This window comes from Streptomyces sp. TLI_146, from assembly GCF_002846415.1.
In the GTDB taxonomy this organism is placed as follows: Bacteria; Actinomycetota; Actinomycetes; order Streptomycetales; family Streptomycetaceae; genus Streptomyces.
Genome location: NZ_PJMX01000001.1, coordinates 1,118,459 through 1,135,482, shown reverse-complemented (window position 1 = coordinate 1,135,482; position 17,024 = coordinate 1,118,459). Strand labels below are relative to the sequence as shown.

Annotated in this window: 16 protein-coding genes; 14 read left to right on the top strand and 2 right to left on the bottom strand. The window is 72.5% G+C overall.

Annotated features, from left to right (window positions below; all coding sequences use genetic code 11):
• Positions 1 to 26: 26 nt before the first annotated feature.
• The 5 genes from BX283_RS05180 to BX283_RS05160 all read left to right on the top strand — a co-directional run bounded on the left by BX283_RS05180 (position 27) and on the right by BX283_RS05160 (position 7,693).
• Positions 27 to 2,621, top strand: coding sequence for an alpha-L-arabinofuranosidase C-terminal domain-containing protein (locus BX283_RS05180; protein ID WP_101386472.1), 2,595 nt, complete (start codon positions 27 to 29; stop codon positions 2,619 to 2,621).
• 210 nt (positions 2,622 to 2,831) lie between these two features.
• A complete protein-coding gene (locus BX283_RS05175) occupies positions 2,832 to 3,779 on the top strand; it encodes a DUF4232 domain-containing protein (protein WP_101386471.1) in 948 nt (315 codons plus the stop codon).
• Between the two features lie 115 nt (positions 3,780 to 3,894).
• A complete protein-coding gene (locus tag BX283_RS05170; RefSeq protein WP_101386470.1) occupies positions 3,895 to 5,655 on the top strand; it encodes an NlpC/P60 family protein in 1,761 nt (586 codons plus the stop codon).
• Positions 5,656 to 5,765: 110 nt separating this feature from the next.
• Complete coding sequence (locus tag BX283_RS05165; RefSeq protein WP_101386469.1) at positions 5,766 to 6,365, top strand: TetR/AcrR family transcriptional regulator; 600 nt, start codon at positions 5,766 to 5,768, stop codon at positions 6,363 to 6,365.
• A 116-nt stretch (positions 6,366 to 6,481) separates the two neighbouring features.
• Complete coding sequence (locus BX283_RS05160) at positions 6,482 to 7,693, top strand: MFS transporter (RefSeq protein WP_101386468.1); 1,212 nt, start codon at positions 6,482 to 6,484, stop codon at positions 7,691 to 7,693.
• Positions 7,694 to 7,876: 183 nt separating this feature from the next.
• Here BX283_RS05160 and BX283_RS05155 read toward each other — a convergent pair whose 3' ends face one another.
• On the bottom strand, positions 7,877 to 8,476 hold the full coding sequence (locus BX283_RS05155; protein ID WP_101386467.1) for a cupin domain-containing protein: 600 nt from the start codon (positions 8,474 to 8,476) through the stop codon (positions 7,877 to 7,879).
• Between the two features lie 260 nt (positions 8,477 to 8,736).
• Between BX283_RS05155 and BX283_RS05150 the strand changes: the two genes are divergently transcribed.
• Positions 8,737 to 9,162 (top strand): nuclear transport factor 2 family protein, encoded by a 426-nt coding sequence (locus tag BX283_RS05150; RefSeq protein ID WP_101392144.1) that lies wholly within the window; start codon positions 8,737 to 8,739, stop codon positions 9,160 to 9,162.
• Positions 9,163 to 9,223: 61 nt separating this feature from the next.
• Complete coding sequence (locus BX283_RS05145) at positions 9,224 to 9,784, top strand: DUF6817 domain-containing protein (protein WP_101386466.1); 561 nt, start codon at positions 9,224 to 9,226, stop codon at positions 9,782 to 9,784.
• A gap of 39 nt (positions 9,785 to 9,823) precedes the next feature.
• Here the strand turns inward: BX283_RS05145 and BX283_RS05140 are convergent, their stop codons facing one another.
• Positions 9,824 to 11,050 (bottom strand): MFS transporter, encoded by a 1,227-nt coding sequence (locus BX283_RS05140; RefSeq protein WP_257581991.1) that lies wholly within the window; start codon positions 11,048 to 11,050, stop codon positions 9,824 to 9,826.
• Between the two features lie 231 nt (positions 11,051 to 11,281).
• Between BX283_RS05140 and BX283_RS05135 the strand changes: the two genes are divergently transcribed.
• The 7 genes from BX283_RS05135 (at position 11,282) to BX283_RS05110 (ending at position 16,980) form a co-directional block, all read left to right on the top strand.
• A complete protein-coding gene (locus BX283_RS05135; RefSeq protein WP_101386465.1) occupies positions 11,282 to 12,439 on the top strand; it encodes a hypothetical protein in 1,158 nt (385 codons plus the stop codon).
• Positions 12,440 to 12,501: 62 nt separating this feature from the next.
• Positions 12,502 to 12,804 carry a hypothetical protein gene (locus BX283_RS41405; protein WP_257581990.1) on the top strand — a complete coding sequence of 101 codons (303 nt, stop codon included), beginning with the start codon at positions 12,502 to 12,504 and terminating at the stop codon, positions 12,802 to 12,804.
• A complete protein-coding gene (locus BX283_RS05130; protein WP_257581989.1) occupies positions 12,699 to 13,736 on the top strand; it encodes a sedoheptulose 7-phosphate cyclase in 1,038 nt (345 codons plus the stop codon). The genes BX283_RS41405 and BX283_RS05130 overlap by 106 nt, the downstream gene beginning before the upstream one ends.
• Positions 13,729 to 14,460 carry a cupin domain-containing protein gene (locus tag BX283_RS05125; RefSeq protein WP_101386464.1) on the top strand — a complete coding sequence of 244 codons (732 nt, stop codon included), beginning with the start codon at positions 13,729 to 13,731 and terminating at the stop codon, positions 14,458 to 14,460. Before BX283_RS05130 ends, BX283_RS05125 begins: the two co-directional genes overlap by 8 nt.
• Positions 14,457 to 14,858: a cupin domain-containing protein gene (locus BX283_RS05120; RefSeq protein WP_101386463.1), complete on the top strand. Its 402-nt coding sequence runs from the start codon at positions 14,457 to 14,459 to the stop codon at positions 14,856 to 14,858. The genes BX283_RS05125 and BX283_RS05120 overlap by 4 nt, the downstream gene beginning before the upstream one ends.
• The gene (locus tag BX283_RS05115) at positions 14,855 to 15,427 is read left to right on the top strand and encodes a VOC family protein (RefSeq protein WP_101386462.1); all 573 of its coding nucleotides are present in this window, start codon (positions 14,855 to 14,857) and stop codon (positions 15,425 to 15,427) included. The genes BX283_RS05120 and BX283_RS05115 overlap by 4 nt, the downstream gene beginning before the upstream one ends.
• Positions 15,424 to 16,980, top strand: coding sequence for an FAD-dependent oxidoreductase (locus BX283_RS05110; RefSeq protein ID WP_101386461.1), 1,557 nt, complete (start codon positions 15,424 to 15,426; stop codon positions 16,978 to 16,980). The genes BX283_RS05115 and BX283_RS05110 overlap by 4 nt, the downstream gene beginning before the upstream one ends.
• Positions 16,981 to 17,024: the final 44 nt, after the last annotated feature.

Below are 17,024 nucleotides of genomic sequence, written 5' to 3'. Positions count from 1 at the left end.
CCGCACCGAGAGCTGAGGAGTTCAGCATGACCTCACGCACCCCCACCGGACCGACCGAGCAACCCGACTCCGGGCCCAGTCGCAGGGCGATCGTCACGGCGCTCGGCGCCTTGCCGCTGGCCGGAGCGATCGGCCCGGCGTTGGCGGCCGCCCCGGCGCGGGCGGCCGACGCGCTCCCCGCGCCCGTGGCGCACTGGGCCTTCGACGAGGCGGCCGGAACCGCCGCCGCCGACAGCGCGGGCGGCCGCACCCTCACCCTCAACGCGGGTGCGCGCTGGGGCGCGGCGAAGTCCGGGGCCTCCAGTCTCGATGTCTCGGCGGGCGGCAACGCCACCGCCCGCGGGCCCGTCGTGGACACCACGAAGAGCTTCAGCGTCTCCGCCTGGGTGCGACTCTCGGCCACCACCGGCTACCAGACCTTCGTCTCCGTGGACGGCGCCCAGGTCAGCGGCTTCTTCCTGCAACTGCGCGACGACACCGGCGCGTTCGCGTTCACCCGGCTGCCGTCCGACGCCACCTCGGCGAACGCCTCCGCGGCCCTCGCCGGTGCCTCCTTCGCCCCCGTGACCGGCGTCTGGTACCACCTCCTCGGGGTCGACGACACGGCGGCCGGAGTCGTCCGGCTCTACGTCAACGGCGTCCTGGAGGGCGAGGTACCTTACACCGCCGGGTGGCGCGCCACCGGCGCCACCGCCGTCGGGCGCGGCCTCTTCGGGGGCGGCGAGGTCGACCAGGCGCACGGCCTCATCGACGACGTCCAGGTCTTCGACGCCGCCCTCACCGCCGAGCAGGCCGCCGCCCTCGCGGGCGTGCCGGTGGACTCCACCAGGCCGCTGCTGACCGTCGACGCCACCCGGCCGGGCCCGGTGGTCAGCCCGGAACTCGGCGGTATCTTCTTCGAGGACATCAACCACAGCGGCGAGGGCGGCCTGTACGCCGAACTCGTCAACAACCGCAGCTTCATGGCCGCGGCCACACCGCTGCACTGGTCCACCGTGGGCCGCGCCGCCTTCGCCGTGGACACCGGCCAACCGCTCAACCAGGCCCTGACCCAGTCGCTGCGCGTCACGGTCACCGCCGCCGGAGACGGCGTCGCGAACGAGGGTTTCTGGGGCATCCCGGTCCGCCCCTCCACCACCTACCGCGCGTCCCTCCACGTCAAGTCACCCTCCATCACCGGCAAGTTGACGGTCTCGATCGTCGGTACGGACGGCACGGTCCACGCCACCGCGACCACGGAGGCGCTCACCGGCTCGTGGCGCAAGCACGAGCTGACCCTGCGCACCGGCCCCGGCGCCCCCACCACCCTCAACGCCCGCCTGGTCGTCACCGCCCCGGCTCCCGGCACCCTCTGGCTGAGCCAGGTCTCGCTCTTCCCACCGACGTACAAGGGCCGGCGCAACGGTCTGCGCGTGGACCTGATGGAGAAGCTCGCCGCCCTGCGGCCCGCGTTCCTGCGCTTCCCCGGCGGCAACTACCTCGAAGGCAACGTCATCGCCGACCGCTTCGACTGGAAGAAGACCATCGGCCCGGTCGAACAGCGGCCCGGACACCGCAACTCCGCCTGGGGATACTGGTCCACCGACGGCCTGGGACTGCCCGAATACCTCCAGATGACCGAGGACCTGGGGTGCGCCCCGCTGCTGTGCGTGTACGCCGGATACTCCCTGCAGGGCGCCCACGTCACCGGCGACGCCCTCACACCCTTCGTGCGGGACGCCCTCGACCAGATCGAGTACATCACCGGGCCCACCACCTCCACCTGGGGCGCCCGCCGCGCGGCCGACGGGCACCCGGCGCCCTACCCCCTCACCTACGTGGAGATCGGCAACGAGGACTGGTTCGACAAGTCCGGCTCGTACGAGGAGCGTTATGCCGCCTTCCACGACGCCATCAAGGCCCGCTATCCGGCCCTGAAGCTGATCGCCACGACGCCGGTCGCGTCCCGCCCGTACGACCTGATCGACGAGCACTACTACCAGTCGCCGTCCGCCTTCCAGGCGGGCTCGCACAAATACGACGGCCGGGACCGGCGCAGCCCCAAGGTGTTCGTCGGGGAGTGGGCCGCGCAGGAGGGCCGCCCCACGCCCAACCTGGACGCGGCGCTCGGCGACGCCTCCTGGGTGACCGGGCTCATCCGCAACTCCGACCAGGTCCTCATGGAGTCGTACGCCCCGCTGTTCAGCCATGTCAACGACAACACCTGGGCCACCAACCTCATCGCGTACTCTGGGCTGACCAGCTACAACTCGCCCAGCTACTACGCACAGCAGATGCTGCGCACCCGCCGGGGCACGGTGGTGCTGCCCACCGGGGTGCGGGCGCTGCCCGGCCTCAACGTCGTCACCACCCACGACCCGGCCGGCCACCGCATCTACCTCGCGGTGGTCAACACGACCGGCACGGCCCGCAAGACGGCCGTCTCCCTCCAGGGGGTGGCCCGCACGGCCTCGACCGGCACCGTCACGGTCCTGGCGGCAGCGGACCGGAAGGCCACCAACACGCTCGCGAACCCTGAGGCGGTGGTTCCGCGCAGCGGGTCCGTCAGCGGCATCGCACCCGCCTTCACGGCGACCTTCGCGCCGTACTCGGTCACGGTCCTGGAGGTGCGGACGGCCTGAGCGGTGCGGGGTGTCGTGGCCCCTGCCGCGCGATCGCGGGAGTGGCGGAAGCGGCCATCGGCCTGGGCGTGGTGATGGTGAAGGTGGTCACCGGCCACTGACGATGTGCGCGGCCACCTCGCCGCGGCGGGGTGACGCTGTATCAGGAGTGTGACCAAGCATGTGGCCTTCCTCATTGCCGGGTGATCGGCTCCCTGATGGAGTGAGCGCATGCGTCCCGCCACTCTCCTCGCCGTCTGCGCCCTCGCCGCGAGCACTGTCCTGGTCGCCGGATGCGGATCGCAGGACGCCGCCTCCGGCTCCCGCGCCGCGTCCGGTTCGCCGACGTGTGCCTCCCGTCCGCCCGTCGGTGAACCCGCCGAGCTGAAGCGGGACGGTGTGACGATCCTCGGCCAGGACTGCGGGCCGTCCGCCGGTGCGCGGACGAAGTTCCAGATCACCAACGCGGAGACCGAGCCGTTCTCGTACACGGTCTCCTTCCAGGTTCTGAACGGTGCCGGGGAAGTCGTCTCCAACCCGCGCCGGACGGTCGCGTCCGTGCCACCGGGCCGGACCGTCCAGGACACCGTCCCGCTGGGAGATGTCCCCGACGCCGGTGCGCGCGTGCGCATCGGCAAGGTGCGGGCGATCCCGGCGGACGAGGCCTCCGAGACCTCGGCGAAGTGCCCGCCTTCGGGGATGCGCGTCACGACGGACGAGGGCGATGCCGCGATGGGCCTCCGCGTCGTGGGAATGCACCTGACCAACTGCGGGACGGGAGTCGTCCGAACCGACGGCTACCCGCGCCTCCAGCTCCTCGACGAGGGGCGGCGCCCGGTGACCGGCGTACGGATCCTCGACGGCACCGGGGCGATCTCCCCTGCCGGTGGCCCCGAGACACCGCCGCGGCCGGTGACCCTGCGGCCGGGCGAAACGGCGTCCGCCTCGCTGATGTGGCGCAACACCACCGAATCCGGCACACCCGTGAACATCCCGTACGTAAGGGTGACGGTGAAACCCGGCTCCCCGACCGCCATCGTGACCCCGGAGCTCGACCTCGGCACCACGGGAAGGCTGGGTGTCGGCCCCTGGACGAAGGACCAGGCCGCCCGCCCGACGCCGACCGACAGCCTCGGCGGGGGCAGGCCCGGCCGCCCGTCGCCTTCGACGGGGGAGTAGCCGCGGCCCCGCCCTCGACCTCCACAGGGTGCACACAAACCCACGAGCCGGTCACATCGGACGCCGGTGGGGCCCGGTGTCAGCTGTCACCGTGCGCTGCCTCATGATGACCCGCATGTCCCACACCTCCAGGCGCAGCCTGCTCGCCGTCTTCGCGGCCTCGGCTGCCACCGTCCCGCTCAGCGGCCTGGCCGCCGCCCCGGCGCGTGCCGCCGTCTCCGCCGGTTCCTCCGGGTCCCTCGCGGCGCCCGCCGGTCTGACCTCGCCGCGCTCCTCCGTCACGCTGCCGCCGCTGAACGCCTCGTACTTCAGCCAGCTGACGCTGAACACCCCGCTCACCACCGCGGTGCTGTCGGGCACCCCGTCCCGTACCGAGGTCACCTCCGGCGGCAAGCGCGTCGCCCTGCTGACCACCGGCGCCCGTACCGTCGTGCTGCCCGGCCCGCAGCGCACGTTCACGGAGAACAAGAAGCCCTTCGTGGACGACTTCGGCCGCACCCTGCCGGACCTGTCGCTGCCCGTGGCCGAGCGCTCGTACTGGGGCACCTCCCCGGGCGGCGGCAGCTGGTCGACGCTCGGGCCCGCCGACACCGACTACTCGGTCGTGCCCGGCGCCGGTGTCATCAGCCTCACCACCGACTTCGCCAGCCGTCACGCCACCCTGCGCGACGGTGAGATCACGGACTTCGACGTGCGGTCGGTGGCGCACTTCGACAAGGTGCCCACCGGCCAGGCGTGCTCCTACGCGCTGTCCTTCGGCTACCAGGACACCAGCAACAACTACCGGGCCCGGCTGTCCTTCCTGACGACCGGCGCGGTCGAACTGCGCGTCGAGAAGGAGGTCGCCGACAAGGTCGACCTGCTGCCGGGCACGTCCGCCGTCACCCTGGCCACGGGCGTGACCGCGGGCACCGACTGGACGATCCGGGTGCGCCGCGAGGGCACCCGCATCCAGGTCAAGGCCTGGCGCACCAGCTCCACGGAACCGGCCGCCTGGACCGTCGACGTCAGCGACTCCACCTTCGGCAAGGGCCGGGTCGGCCTGCGCGCGCTGGCCAACGACGGCTGCACCAACCTGCCGGTCAAGCTCGTCGTCAGCCGCTTCCAGGTGGACCAGTCCACCTGGGCCGCGCCGCCGAGCGTCACCCACGGCGACTGGGTGCGGGTGCTGCCCGAGCCCTTCGACGGGAACTGGACGCCGGAGCTGGAGAAGACCATCCGCGCCTGGGCGGGCTCGACGGCCCCGGACGTCCTCGCGTACGCGGCGATGTTCCTCGCCGACGCACCCGCCGTGGTCAGCGGTTCCGCCCCCACCAAGGACAAGCAGGTCCTGGGCCAGGCCGGGTACGGCTACCTCGACCCGCAGGGCTACCGCTACGAGGGCGCCGACTTCCACGAGTACATGAACACCGGCTGGACCTTCCCCGACGGCACCTACACCGGCCCGTCCAGCAAGCAGGTCGGCAACCTCGACTGCTCCGGCTATACGCGCATGGTGTACGGCTACCACATGGGCGTACCGATGGCGGCGGGCGAGGACACCTCCCGTACGCGCATCCCGCGCAAGTCCCGGCACATGGTCGACTACGCGCCCGGTGTGCGCATCGACCAGACCGACGGGACCAACCCGCCCGCGGCGACGCTGCTCCAGCCCGGTGACCTGGTGCTGTTCAACGCCGACTCGGGCGACGACAACCCGACCGTGACGGTGGACCACGTCGGCATCTACCTGGGCGCGGACGCGGACGGCAAGCGCCGCTTCCTGTCCAGCCGCAAGACGGGCAACGGCCCCACCATGTCGGACCTCGGCGGCGCCTCGCTGCTGGACGGCACGGGCACGTACGCCAAGAAGCTGCACACGGTCCACCGCATCTGACGGCAGGACCCGAGCCGTCCGCCCCGGGCAGTACCGAGCACGGCCCGGGGCGGACGATTGGCGTCCCCTGTTTTGATCTGCTCGTTCCAAAACGTGTTAGTGTCCTGTTCATGGGGCGACCACGGCAGTTCGACGAGCGGCAGGCGGTGGCTGCGGCCTGCCAGGCCTTCTGGGCGAAGGGCTACGAAGCCACTTCCACACAGGACCTGTGCGAGGCCACCGGCCTGGGCCGGAGCAGCATCTACAACACCTTCACCTCGAAGGACCACCTCTTCCGGCGCGCGCTGACCCACTACATCGACACCATGACGGACCGTCAGGTCGCCGTCCTCGACGAGGCGGGGAGCAGTGGCCTGGAGCGGATCCGGGCCCTGTTCGCGATGCTCCTCGAAGGGGAGATGGAGAACCGCGAACTCGGACGGGCCGTCGGCTGCTTCACGGTCAACACCTACACCGAGCCGGTCTCGGAGACCGATCCCGAGGTCGCCCGGCTCCTCGCCAAGGACCTGGAGCGGCGGTTGGGCGCCTTCCGTGCCGTGATCGAGGAGGGGCAGCGGGACGGGTCCATCGGCTCCTCGCGCGACCCGGCCGGGCTCGCCTGGTATCTCACCTCGGTGATCGCCGGAATGCGGATCGCCTCCCAGGCGGGTGCCGACCGCACCGCGCTGGAGCAGATCATGGTGGCCGGGGCCGACGCGCTCGCCCGCTGACCGCCCACTGCCGTTCCCGCCGGGGGCGCACTCCTCGTACGCGGTCGGTATGTGCCATGCCCTTCACCATGCCCGAATTTTGGACTGATCAATACAGAACAGGGGGGCTGTTTTCCATGCCCAAGTCCGTCCACCTCATGGCGTTCGGCATCTTCGCCATGGTCACCAGCGAGTTCCTGGTCGGCGGCCTCATGCCGCAGATCGCCGATGACCTGCACGTCAGCATCGCCCAAGTCGGCTATCTGATCACGGCTTTCGCCCTCGCCATGGCCATCGGCGGGCCCTTCGCCACCGTCGCCGTGCTCAGGCTGCGGCCCAAAACGGCGCTCATGGCGCTGTTCGCCGTCTTCCTCGCCGGAAACGTCCTGGCCGCGACCGCCAGGAGCTACGGCGTGATGCTCGCCGCCCGCCTCATCACGGGCACGGCCTCCGCCGCCTTCTTCGGCGTCGCGCTCTCCGTCGTCGCCCAGATCACCTCGCCGGACGTACGCGGCCGTGCCATCGGCGTCGCCATGCAGGGCCTCATGGTCGGCACCCTCCTCGGGCTGCCCCTCTCCACGCTCGTCGGCCAGCAGTGGGGCTGGCGTGCCGGGTTCGTCGGCGTCGGCGTGGTCACCGTCGCCGCCGCCGTGGCCACGGCGCTCGCCGTGCCCTCCCTCGAACACGCCGACGGGGCGGGCGAGTTCCGCGAGGAGCTCGCGGTCTTCCGCAACGCGAGGCTCTGGCTGGTCCTGTCGACCTCGACGCTCATCATCGGCGCGACCTTCTCCGCCTTCTCCTACTTCACGCCGATCCTCACCGACCTCACCGGCTTCTCGCACGGCGCGGTCCCGCTGCTCCTGCTCGTGTACGGCGCCGCCACGGTGGCCGGCAACGCGGTCGTCGCCCGACTCGCCGACTCCCGCACCATCGCGGTGCTGGTGACAGGGCTCGCCCTGAACATCGTGTTCCTGACCGCCTTCGCCCTGCTCGCGGAGCACAAGGTCCCCGCGGTCCTCGCCATGACGGGCATCGGGCTCGTGGGCGTCACCCTCAACCCGGCGATGATCAGCCGAGTGCAGCGCACGGCGAACGCGCGCCCCCTCGTCAACACCGTCCACTCGTCCTTCATCACGCTGGGCGTGGTGCTCGGCTCCGGGCTCGGCGGAGCGGCGATCGCGGTCCAGGGCCTCCGGGCGCCGCTGTGGCTGGGAGCGGGGACGGCGGTGCTCGCGCTCGTCACGCTGATACCGGATGTCGTACGGATGCGGCGTGGCGATCGGCGGGGTACGGCACCCGCAACCTCCGCCGCACGGCGAGAGAGCTCACTGGCGGCGCCGCGCGGCTAGCGCCGCCCGGGAGAGAAGCCGAGCCGGGACGGCGCGTGCTGCGGACACCCCGCGACGCGGGGGACGATCGAGCAAGCCGGGCTGTGGCTGCTGGGCAGAGGGCGACGGTCTCCAGCACCGTCGCACCCGCCCGGCAGCGGCGCCCAGCGGGGAAGGCCCCTGGCGTCTGCGGTGCGCCGCGGGTTACGCGGGCTGGTTGGTGACGTAGAAGCCCGGGTCGTGGATGGGGGTGATCTCGGCCTTCTCGCCCTGCGCGGCCAGCCATTCCGCGCGCAGACGGGAGGCCTCGTCGTCGGCCTGGGAGGCGGGGACGAGACGGCCGTCGGGGGTGAGACGCATCGGCGTGTCGCCCGCCGGGCGCCAGTCGAAGCGGGCGGCGATCTTGAAAAGGTCTTCCTGGGTGAGGGGCCCGCCGTTGTCCTTCTCGGCCTGGAGGGCGGTCGGGTGGTAGTCCTCGTAACCGCCGGGCATGTGAAGGGTGAGGAAGTGGCAGCCCTCACCGGGCGGGGTGGCCCAGGTGTGGCGCGTGCCACTGGTGATGTGGGCGAGGGCGCGCGGGCGCAGCTCCACGACCTCGTCGTCGACCTGGACCAAGAGGGTGCCGGACACGACGTAGTAGGTCTCCGTCGACTCGGCGTGGGTGTGCAGCGGAGGGCCCGACCAGGCCGGGCCCTGGCGGGTTTCCACCCAGGAGGCCGCTTGGCCGGTCATCTTGCTGGAGAGGACGATCTCGAATCCGCGGCGGCCTTCGGGGCGCTGGCCGGGGAGGACGATGTGCGTCATAAGAGGGCTTCTCTTTCCGCTTGATAATGGCTTGAGTTCTGATCTACCCCACACCGGGCCTGTTCGTCTGCGGGCACCCGTCCGCAGTCGAACGCGGACGCCTCCCGCCCCGGGGCGGCCACACCACCGGCTGAGCCTCCCGTCACCTCCTGGGGTTCCACGGGGGTCGCACGGGCGAACACTGACAGAAATCGCTCTCTGCTGAACACCCCTGTGATGAGGTGGACTTGCTGTCCGTTCTACTCTCCCGGGAGCCTGCTGTGTCCGCTTCTCCACAGGAAATCTTCCAGAAGTGCGTGTACGCCGGTGCGCTGACGCGTAACGCCGACGCCTTTGCCGAACTGTTTACCGAGGACGGAGTCCTGGAGGCACCGCTCGTGCCCGTGGACGCGGCTTTCCCGAGGCGGACGGAGGGGCGGCAGGAGATCCGCAGGACGATGGCGGCGTACTACGAGCGGCAGTCGAGTGACGGGGGAGTGCCGAACATCGAGAAGTCCCGGTACGTGCTGCACATCACCGACGATCCCGAGGTGTTCATCGCCGAGATCGACACGGTCTTCGACGGGGATGGGGACGGGGACGGGGACGGGGCGGACGAGACCGTCTCCCTGGTCCAGATCTACCGCGTCCGCGACGGGAAGATCGCTCATCTGCGCGACTACTTCACGCCGGGGATGGTGAGTTGAGCGGGTCACCGGGGTGCCGGGCACGCCCGCATCCCGGTACCGACGTGCCAGACTCGTGACCATGACCGACGGCCCTGGAACCGCATCCTCGTGGTCACGAGCAGAAGCCTTCCTGCGCGGCCGGGGCGCGGCGCGGATCCCCCACCCGGGCGGCACGCTCCTGGAGCACCTCGCCCGGGTACGCGGCCTGTTGGCCGAGTGGGGAGCCGATTCCCGGATCCAGGCGGCGGGGCTGTGCCACGCGACGTACGGAACCGACGGCTTCGACGAGCCGCTGCTGCCGGTCACCGAACGAGCCGTGCTCGCCGAGCTGATCGGTGAGAGGGCCGAGGCGCTCGTCTACCTGTACGCCAGTTGCGACCGCGGGGCGGTGTACCCGCGGCTCGGCGGCGGCGAGCCGGTGGTCTTCCGGGATCGCTTCACCGGCGCGGAACACACGCCGGACGAGACCGACTTGCGCGCGTTCCTGGAGATCACCGCCGCCAACGAGCTCGATGTGATGGCCCACAACGCCGAACTCGCCGAGCGCCATGGCGCCCAGCTCCACCGGCTGTTCACCCGCTCGGGCGGCCTGCTCTCCCGCGCGGCCCGGGAGGCCTGCGGGCGACAGCTGGGGCCGTAGCGAGTCCCGAGAGCCGGTCTTCGCCCCGATGCCCGGCGCTCAGGCGTCCCGCCCCACCGGCCGCGCCCACAACAGCACCGCCGTGGTGGCCGCCAGCAGCGCGACGCAGCCGCTGAAGATCAGGCCCGACTGCCGCAGGCCCAGCGTGACGGCCATGATTCCCACGCCGACCACGGGGATCGAGATCGCCACGTACAGCACCACGAACAGCGCGGAGGTGATCTCCGCGCGGCGTTCCGGCGGGCTGTGCATGCTCACGTCGGTGACCCCGGCCCGGAACGACAGGCCCTGGCCCGCGCCCGCGGTGAGCGCCCCCACCACCAGCAGCGGCAGGGAGGCCGTCAGCAGCGCGGAGGCGATCAGCGCCATGCCCGCGACGAGGATCACGCAGCCCCACGGCAGCGCCCGGCGCACACCGACACGTCCCATCAGCAGCTGACCGGCCGTCGAGGCGGCGAAGACCGTGAAGACCACCGTGCCGGAGACCGCGGGTTCGCTCACTCCCACCACCTCGCTGAGGAAGCTCGGTGCCACCGAGGTGAACAGGCCCAGGGTGGCGAACCCGGCGAAGCCCGCCATGGCCGCCGGGACGAAGGCCGGGCGCACCGACGGCGGCACGTGCAACCTTCGGGGGCGGCGCGATACGCCGCCGCGGACCCGTACCGTCTCCGGGATCAGCAGGACGCCGACGACGGCCGCCGCCACGAGGGTCAGGTCCACGATGAACACCTGGTGGAGCGGATCCGACGCGTACTGCGCGATCAGGCCCGCCAGCAGCGGTCCGCTGCCCAGACCGCCCATGTTGGCCGCGGTCGCGATCAGCGTGGCGGACCCGGCCCACCGCCGAGGGGCGAGCTCCACCACGGCAGCGGTCGCGGTTCCCGTGAACAGGCCCGCGGACAGCCCCGACAGCACCCGGCCCGCGAAGAGCTCCGGCAGCCCGCGCTCGAAGAGGAACGACACCGCGCTCAGCGCCGACAACACCAGCCCCGCCAGCAGAACCGGCCGTCGGCCCACGGAGTCCGACAACTGCCCCAGCAGGAGAAGCGCCACGATGACCCCGACCGCGTACACCGCGAAGATCACCGTCACCAGGAACGAGGAGAACCCCAACTCCCGCTGGTACATGCGGTACAGAGGGGTGGGAAGCGTCGTGCCGCACATCGCGACGACGAACGCGTAGGCGGCCACGGCGAAGGGCCAGCCCCGCCCGTCCGTGCCGGGGCCGGCGTCGTCCGCTTCGCGCGCGGATACGGGGTTGCTCACCGCGACTGCCTATCAGGAAACACCCCGGTCAGGGCGGCGCGCCCCGCGCTCCGGCGGTGAGGACCCACCGGCTGGGCGAAGGCCAGGACACCTGCCGCCGCGCCCGGGAGTCCCTGGGACCGGACGTCGGGGCCACGACAGGGCCGCAGCCTCATGTGTCCGGGGCCCGGGGGCGCCGACGGTATGAGGGCATCTACCGATCTCGGGCAGCGCCCGGTCTGTGAGTCACTCATGCTCTCCTCCCGTTCACCCGTAGCCCTCGACCGGAGCATCGGCTCCGGCCTCGCCCGGTTTCCCTTGCAGATACGGGCCGGAGCCGCCTCCTGGGACGAGCTGACCGGCATCGCCCGGCGGCTGGCCGCCGACCGGTTCGTGGTCGTCTCCGACCCCGGCGTCCCGGCGGCCCACGCCCACCGCGTGCTGCGCCACCTCGGCGCGGCCGCTCCCGCCGACCTGGTGCGGGCGTCCGGCACGGATGACGTCCCTCCCGGGGCCGTGATCGTCGGCCTCGGCGGTACGAGCGTGCTCGACGCCGTCGCCGAGCGGGCCGCGCACACCCGCCGGGGCCCGCTCCTGCTGCCGACCACGCTGCCCGCCATGCTCGACACGGCGCTGTCGCTGGTCGGCCCCGGCGGGCCGCGCCGGCTGCCGGTGCTGGTCCGGGCGCAGCTGGAGTTCCTCGACACACTGGCACCCGGTGCCGTCAGGCCGGGGTTGTACGCCCTGGTCAGGAACGTGCTGTCGGTGTGCCCCGCCTCGTACGACCAGGTCTGCGCCCGGCTGCGCCCGGACGGCAGGTACGACAGGACCGCGCTGGCCTCCTTCATCGCCCTGTGCGCCGACGCCCGGGCCGCGCTCACCTGCTACGACCCGTTGGAGGACGGCCCGGCCGGGGCGTTCCGGTACGGGCACGCGGTGGCCGACGCGCTGCGCGTCCTCGGTGTCGGCGCCCTGCGCTACGGCGATGCCGTCGCCTTGGGCCTGCTGGTGGCCGCCCGGTGCGCCCGCAGCCTGGGACTGCTCGACGCGGAGGGGGAGGCCGCACACCGGGAGCTGCTCGCGCGCTGGGGCGCTCCCGACGTCCTTCCCGCCCCCGTCACCACGCAGGACGTGCTGGAGGTCCTGACGACCGCCAGCGGAGCCCAGGAGCTCGTGGGCGGCCCGGACAGCACCGTCGGCATGGTGCTCCTCGACACCCTGGGACAGCCCCATGTGTTCGGTGGCCACACCGTCGCCGCGGTCGGCCGGGACTCCCTGCGGGCCGGCCTGGAGGCGGTCGCGGTGGCGCCGGACGCCCTGGTGTCGCGCCCCGGCGACCGGGATCCGGCCGGGACACGGTCGGGACCCACGTCTCATGTGCCCGGGGCGCCGGGACCCGCAGCGTGGTGAAGGAGGTTCCGTTCCGGCCTCGACACACCACCTCCCCCCCATCTCCTGTGAGGAGACCCCTCGTGACCACCCTGGCCCCCCGTTCCGCCCACGGCCTGTTCACCTCGGGCGAGCCCGTCCGCTCCTGGACCGTGAGCACCGCCAAGCCCGTCCGCTACGAGGTCGGCTTCACCCCGGACGTCCTGGACCCGCGCAACCCCGCGCTCGCGGGGCGGGGGTCCCCGGCGACGGCCCCGCCCCGCCCCGACGGCTCCTCGTCGTGGAGACCACGGTCGACGAGCTGTACGGCGACCGCCTCCGCGCCTACGGTGCCGCCCGCGGCCTGGACTTCCAGATCCATGTGCTCACCGCCCACGAGCAGCTGAAGACGATGGACGCCGTGTTCTCGGTGGCGCGGGCGATGGACCGGTTCGGCATCGCCCGGCGCAGCGAGCCGGTCGTCGCCCTCGGCGGCGGTGTGCTGATGGACGTCGTCGGCCTGGCGTGCAGCCTCTACCGCCGCAGCACCCCGTACGTACGCGTGCCCACGACCCTCATCGGGCTGGTCGACGCGGGCGTCGGGGCGAAGACCGGGGTGAACTTCGGGCCGCACAAGAACCGGCTCGGCACCTACCACCCCGCCGCCCAGACCCTCCTGGACCCGCGGTTCCTGGCCACCCTCGACCGGCGGCACCTCAGCAACGGCATGGCCGAGATCCTGAAGATCGCCCTGATCAAGGACCGTGAGTTGTTCGCTCTGCTGGAGGCCCATGGGAACCGACTGGTCGGCGAGAGCTTCCAGGGCGGGCGCAGTCTCGGCCCTGTCGTACGGCAGGTCCTCGGCCGGGCCGTGCACGGCATGCTGGAGGAGCTGCAGGGCAACCTGTGGGAGAGCGAGCTGGAGCGCGTCGTCGACTACGGCCACTCCTTCAGCCCCACGCTGGAGATGCGCGCCCTGCCCGAGCTGCTGCACGGCGAGGCGGTCTGCCTCGACATGGCGCTGACCACGCTGATCGCCGAACGGCGCGGCCTGGTCCGGCCGGTGGAGCGCCGAAGGATCCTGGACGTGATGCGCGGGCTCGCCCTGCCTGTCTGGCACCGGCTGTGCGAGCCGGGCGTGCTGGGCGAGGCGCTGGCCGACACGGTCCGCCACCGCGACGGCAGCCAGCGGCTGCCGCTGCCCGTCGGCATCGGCGACGCCGTCTTCGTCGACGACGTGACACCCGGCGAACTGGCCCGCGCGGCGCAGCGCCTGAGGGTGTATCACGCGGCGGTCGGGGAGGCGGGCCATACGTTCGGGGAGGCCGGCCATGAGTGAGGCGGTCGTCGTCGCCGATGTCCACGACCCGGCCGACGTGCACGGTGTGCACGCCGCCGAGGGCCACTCGCGCTGGACGTGTCTGGCCCGGCGCACCGGGCTGCACGGCCGTTGGGAAGCGGTCGAGTGGGCCTGGCTGCCGCCGGGTGGCGTCAGCGGGGAACACCGGCACTCGCGCACCGAGGAGTTGTACTTCGTGCTCGACGGGCGGGGCGAGATCACGCTCGACGGCCGACCGTACCCCGTCCGCCCGGGCACGACCGTCCTGACCGGCCTCGGCCGTCGCCACGGCCTGCGCAACACCGGCCGACGGCCGCTGTCCTGGCTCGTCATCGAGATCCCCGCCGACGCGGGAAGCCATACCTTCACGAAGGGCACCACCATGTACGACTCACCTCACGTCAGCCACGCCGTCGTCGCCGACCTGCGCAGGAGCGGGCCCGTCGACGCGGCCACCGTCCTCACGGGCCCCCTGCGCACCGTGCGCGTGACCCGGCTGCTCCCGCAGGGGACGGCCGAGCTGGCCGCGCGGGACGTCGAACACACCGTGTACGTCACCGACGGCGTCGGCACCGTGGAGGCGGGAACCACGACCGTGGCCCTCGCCCCCGGCGTCTCGGTGACCCTGCCCCTGGGCACCGGGGCCCGCGTCCTGGCGGGCGCCGACGGCCTGGAGTACTTCCACGCCGTCCTGGACGTCCCCGCCGGAGAGGAGCACCAGTGATCATCAACGCGAGCCACCGGTCGGCCGCCGTCCACACCGGCGGCCGGGAAACCATCCGCATCCGCTGTCTGGCCCGGCGCGGCATGCTGCACAGCGAGTGCGAGGCCGTCGACCGGGTGAGCCTGGCGCCCCACGCGCACTACGACCTCGTGGGCCGGGCCGACGCCGAAGTGGCCTGGTACGTCCTGCGCGGCCCGCTCACCGCCCGCTGGACCAGCGGGCCGCCCACCGGCACGGAGCTCGACGAGGACGATCTGCTCCTGGCCCGCGCGGCGGACGACGTCACCCTGCGGGCCGGACCGGAGGGCGCCGAACTCCTGTGCCTGACGGTCACACCCGCGGCCGTCACCCACCGCCTCCCGCCCCGTACCCCCGACCTGACCAAGGACCGGACATGACCACCAACACCCCGGCCACAGCGACCACTTCGCTCACCCCAGGCCTGCGGGCCGTCCACCACATCGCCTTCACCGTCCCCGGCCTCGACGAGGCGGTCGCCTTCTTCACCGAGGTGCTGGGCGCCGAGGAGGCCTACCGCACCGGGCCGATCGCCGCCGACGACGACTGGATGCACCGGCAGCTGGGCGTCGACCCCCGGGCCACCGTCCACATCGCCATGCTGCGCCTCGGGCCCACGCTCAACCTCGAACTCTTCGAGTACACCGGGCCGGGCCGACGCCGGCAGATGCCCCGCAACAGCGATGTGGGCGGTCACCACCTGGCCCTGTGGACGGACGACTTCGACGCCTCCGTACGGCACCTCACCGCCACACCGGGCGTACGGATGCTCGGCGAGCCGGAAGAAGTGGGTGAAGGCCCCATCCGCGGCACGCGGTGGGTGTACCTCACCACCCCGTGGGGCCTGCACCTCGAACTCGTCCACGCCCCGGACCACCAGCCCTACCAGGACCACACCGCCGTACGCCTCTACCAACCCGGGGCGCCGCACGAAGGGAGAGGGACATGACCGGCATCTGGGGACCGGGCAGCCCGCCGGTGGTCCGGCACGACGCCACCCGGTACGACGCCGACGTCATCGTGATCGGTTCGGGTGCCGGGGGAGCGACCGTGGCCTGGGCCCTCGCCGGGACCGGCGCCCGCGTCCTCGTCGTCGAACGCGGCGGCTTCCTGCCCCGCGAAGAGGCCAACTGGTCGCCGCAGGCCGTCTTCGGCGACGGCCGCTACCGCAACGCCGAGACCTGGCACACCACCGGCGGCAAGGCGTTCACCCCCGCCGCCCACTACTACGTCGGCGGCACCACCAAGGTGTACGGGGCGAGCCTGCCCCGCCTGCGCGAGAGCGACTTCGACGCGGTGGAGCACCTGGACGGCACCTCCCCGGCCTGGCCCTTCGAGTACGCCGAGCTGGAGCCGTTCTACGCCGAGGCCGAGCGCCTGTACCGGGTGCACGGCCAGGACGGCCACGACCCCACGGAACCGGCGCGCTCCGGCCCGTACCCCCACCCGCCGGTCGCCCACGCGCCCCGCATCGCGGAGCTGGAGCAGCGGCTGCGCGCCCAGGGGCTCCATCCCCATCCGCTGGAGCTCGGCGTCGACCTGGCCGACGGCGGGACGTGCCTGCGCTGCGGCACCTGCGACGGTTTCCCGTGCCGCGTCGGGGCCAAGAGCGACGCGGAGACCCGCGCGCTGCGCCCGGCCCTGCGCACCCCGTCGGTCCGGCTGCTCACCCATACGTATGTCTCCCGGCTGCGCACCGACCCGGCCGGGCGCACGGTCACCACCGTCGAGGCCACCAGGAACGGGCACCGGGTCACCCTCACCGCCGGGACCGTCATCATCTCCTGCGGGGCCGTCAACTCCGCTGCGCTGCTGCTGCGTTCGGCGAACAGCGCCCACCCGGCGGGGCTGGCCAACGGCAGCGGTCTGGTGGGGCGCAACCTGATGCTGCACCACAACAGCATGCTGATGGCCGTCGACCCGCGGCACCGCAACCCGGCGGTCTTCCAGAAGACCCTCGCCGTCAACGACTTCTACCGGGCCGGCGCCCACACCCCCCACCCGCTGGGCAACCTCCAGCTGATGGGCAAGGTCCACCCCGCCGCCATGGCGACCGCGCACCCGCGCGTGCCCCGCCGCGTCCTGGGCGAGCTCGCGGCCCACAGTGTCGACTGGTGGCTGATCTCGGAGGACCTGCCCCGCCCGGACAACCGGGTGCTGCTCGGGCCCGGGGGCGCAGTCACCCTCGACTGGCACCCCGTCAACGCCCGGGCCCACCGGCGTCTGGTGCGCGAAGGGGCGCGGATGATGCGCCGGGCCGGTTACCCGCTCGTCCTCACCCACCGCATGGGCGTCGAGCACACCGGCCACCAGTGCGGCACGACCCTCGCCGGTCACGACCCCGCCCGCTCGGTGCTCGACCCCTGGTGCCGCAGCCACGAGGTGAGCAACCTGTTCGTCGTCGACGGCGGTTTCTTCCCCTCCTCCGCGGCGGTCAACCCGACCCTGACCATCGTCGCGCAGGCCCTGCGCGCGGGCAGAAGCGCCGCGATCCTGCCCTGACCCGCCCAAGGCCCGACACGCCAATCCCCTGCCCCCACACACCC

Coding starts and splice junctions, on each gene's coding strand:
- BX283_RS05145 (WP_101386466.1), top strand. CDS start 9,224: ATGACCGACGGCCCTGGAACCGCATCCTCGTGGTCACGAGCAGAAGCC.
- BX283_RS05125 (WP_101386464.1), top strand. CDS start 13,729: ATGAGTGAGGCGGTCGTCGTCGCCGATGTCCACGACCCGGCCGACGTG.
- BX283_RS05175 (WP_101386471.1), top strand. CDS start 2,832: ATGCGTCCCGCCACTCTCCTCGCCGTCTGCGCCCTCGCCGCGAGCACT.
- BX283_RS05115 (WP_101386462.1), top strand. CDS start 14,855: ATGACCACCAACACCCCGGCCACAGCGACCACTTCGCTCACCCCAGGC.
- BX283_RS05160 (WP_101386468.1), top strand. CDS start 6,482: ATGCCCAAGTCCGTCCACCTCATGGCGTTCGGCATCTTCGCCATGGTC.
- BX283_RS05110 (WP_101386461.1), top strand. CDS start 15,424: ATGACCGGCATCTGGGGACCGGGCAGCCCGCCGGTGGTCCGGCACGAC.
- BX283_RS05165 (WP_101386469.1), top strand. CDS start 5,766: ATGGGGCGACCACGGCAGTTCGACGAGCGGCAGGCGGTGGCTGCGGCC.
- BX283_RS05170 (WP_101386470.1), top strand. CDS start 3,895: ATGTCCCACACCTCCAGGCGCAGCCTGCTCGCCGTCTTCGCGGCCTCG.
- BX283_RS05135 (WP_101386465.1), top strand. CDS start 11,282: ATGCTCTCCTCCCGTTCACCCGTAGCCCTCGACCGGAGCATCGGCTCC.
- BX283_RS05180 (WP_101386472.1), top strand. CDS start 27: ATGACCTCACGCACCCCCACCGGACCGACCGAGCAACCCGACTCCGGG.
- BX283_RS05155 (WP_101386467.1), bottom strand. CDS start 8,476: ATGACGCACATCGTCCTCCCCGGCCAGCGCCCCGAAGGCCGCCGCGGA.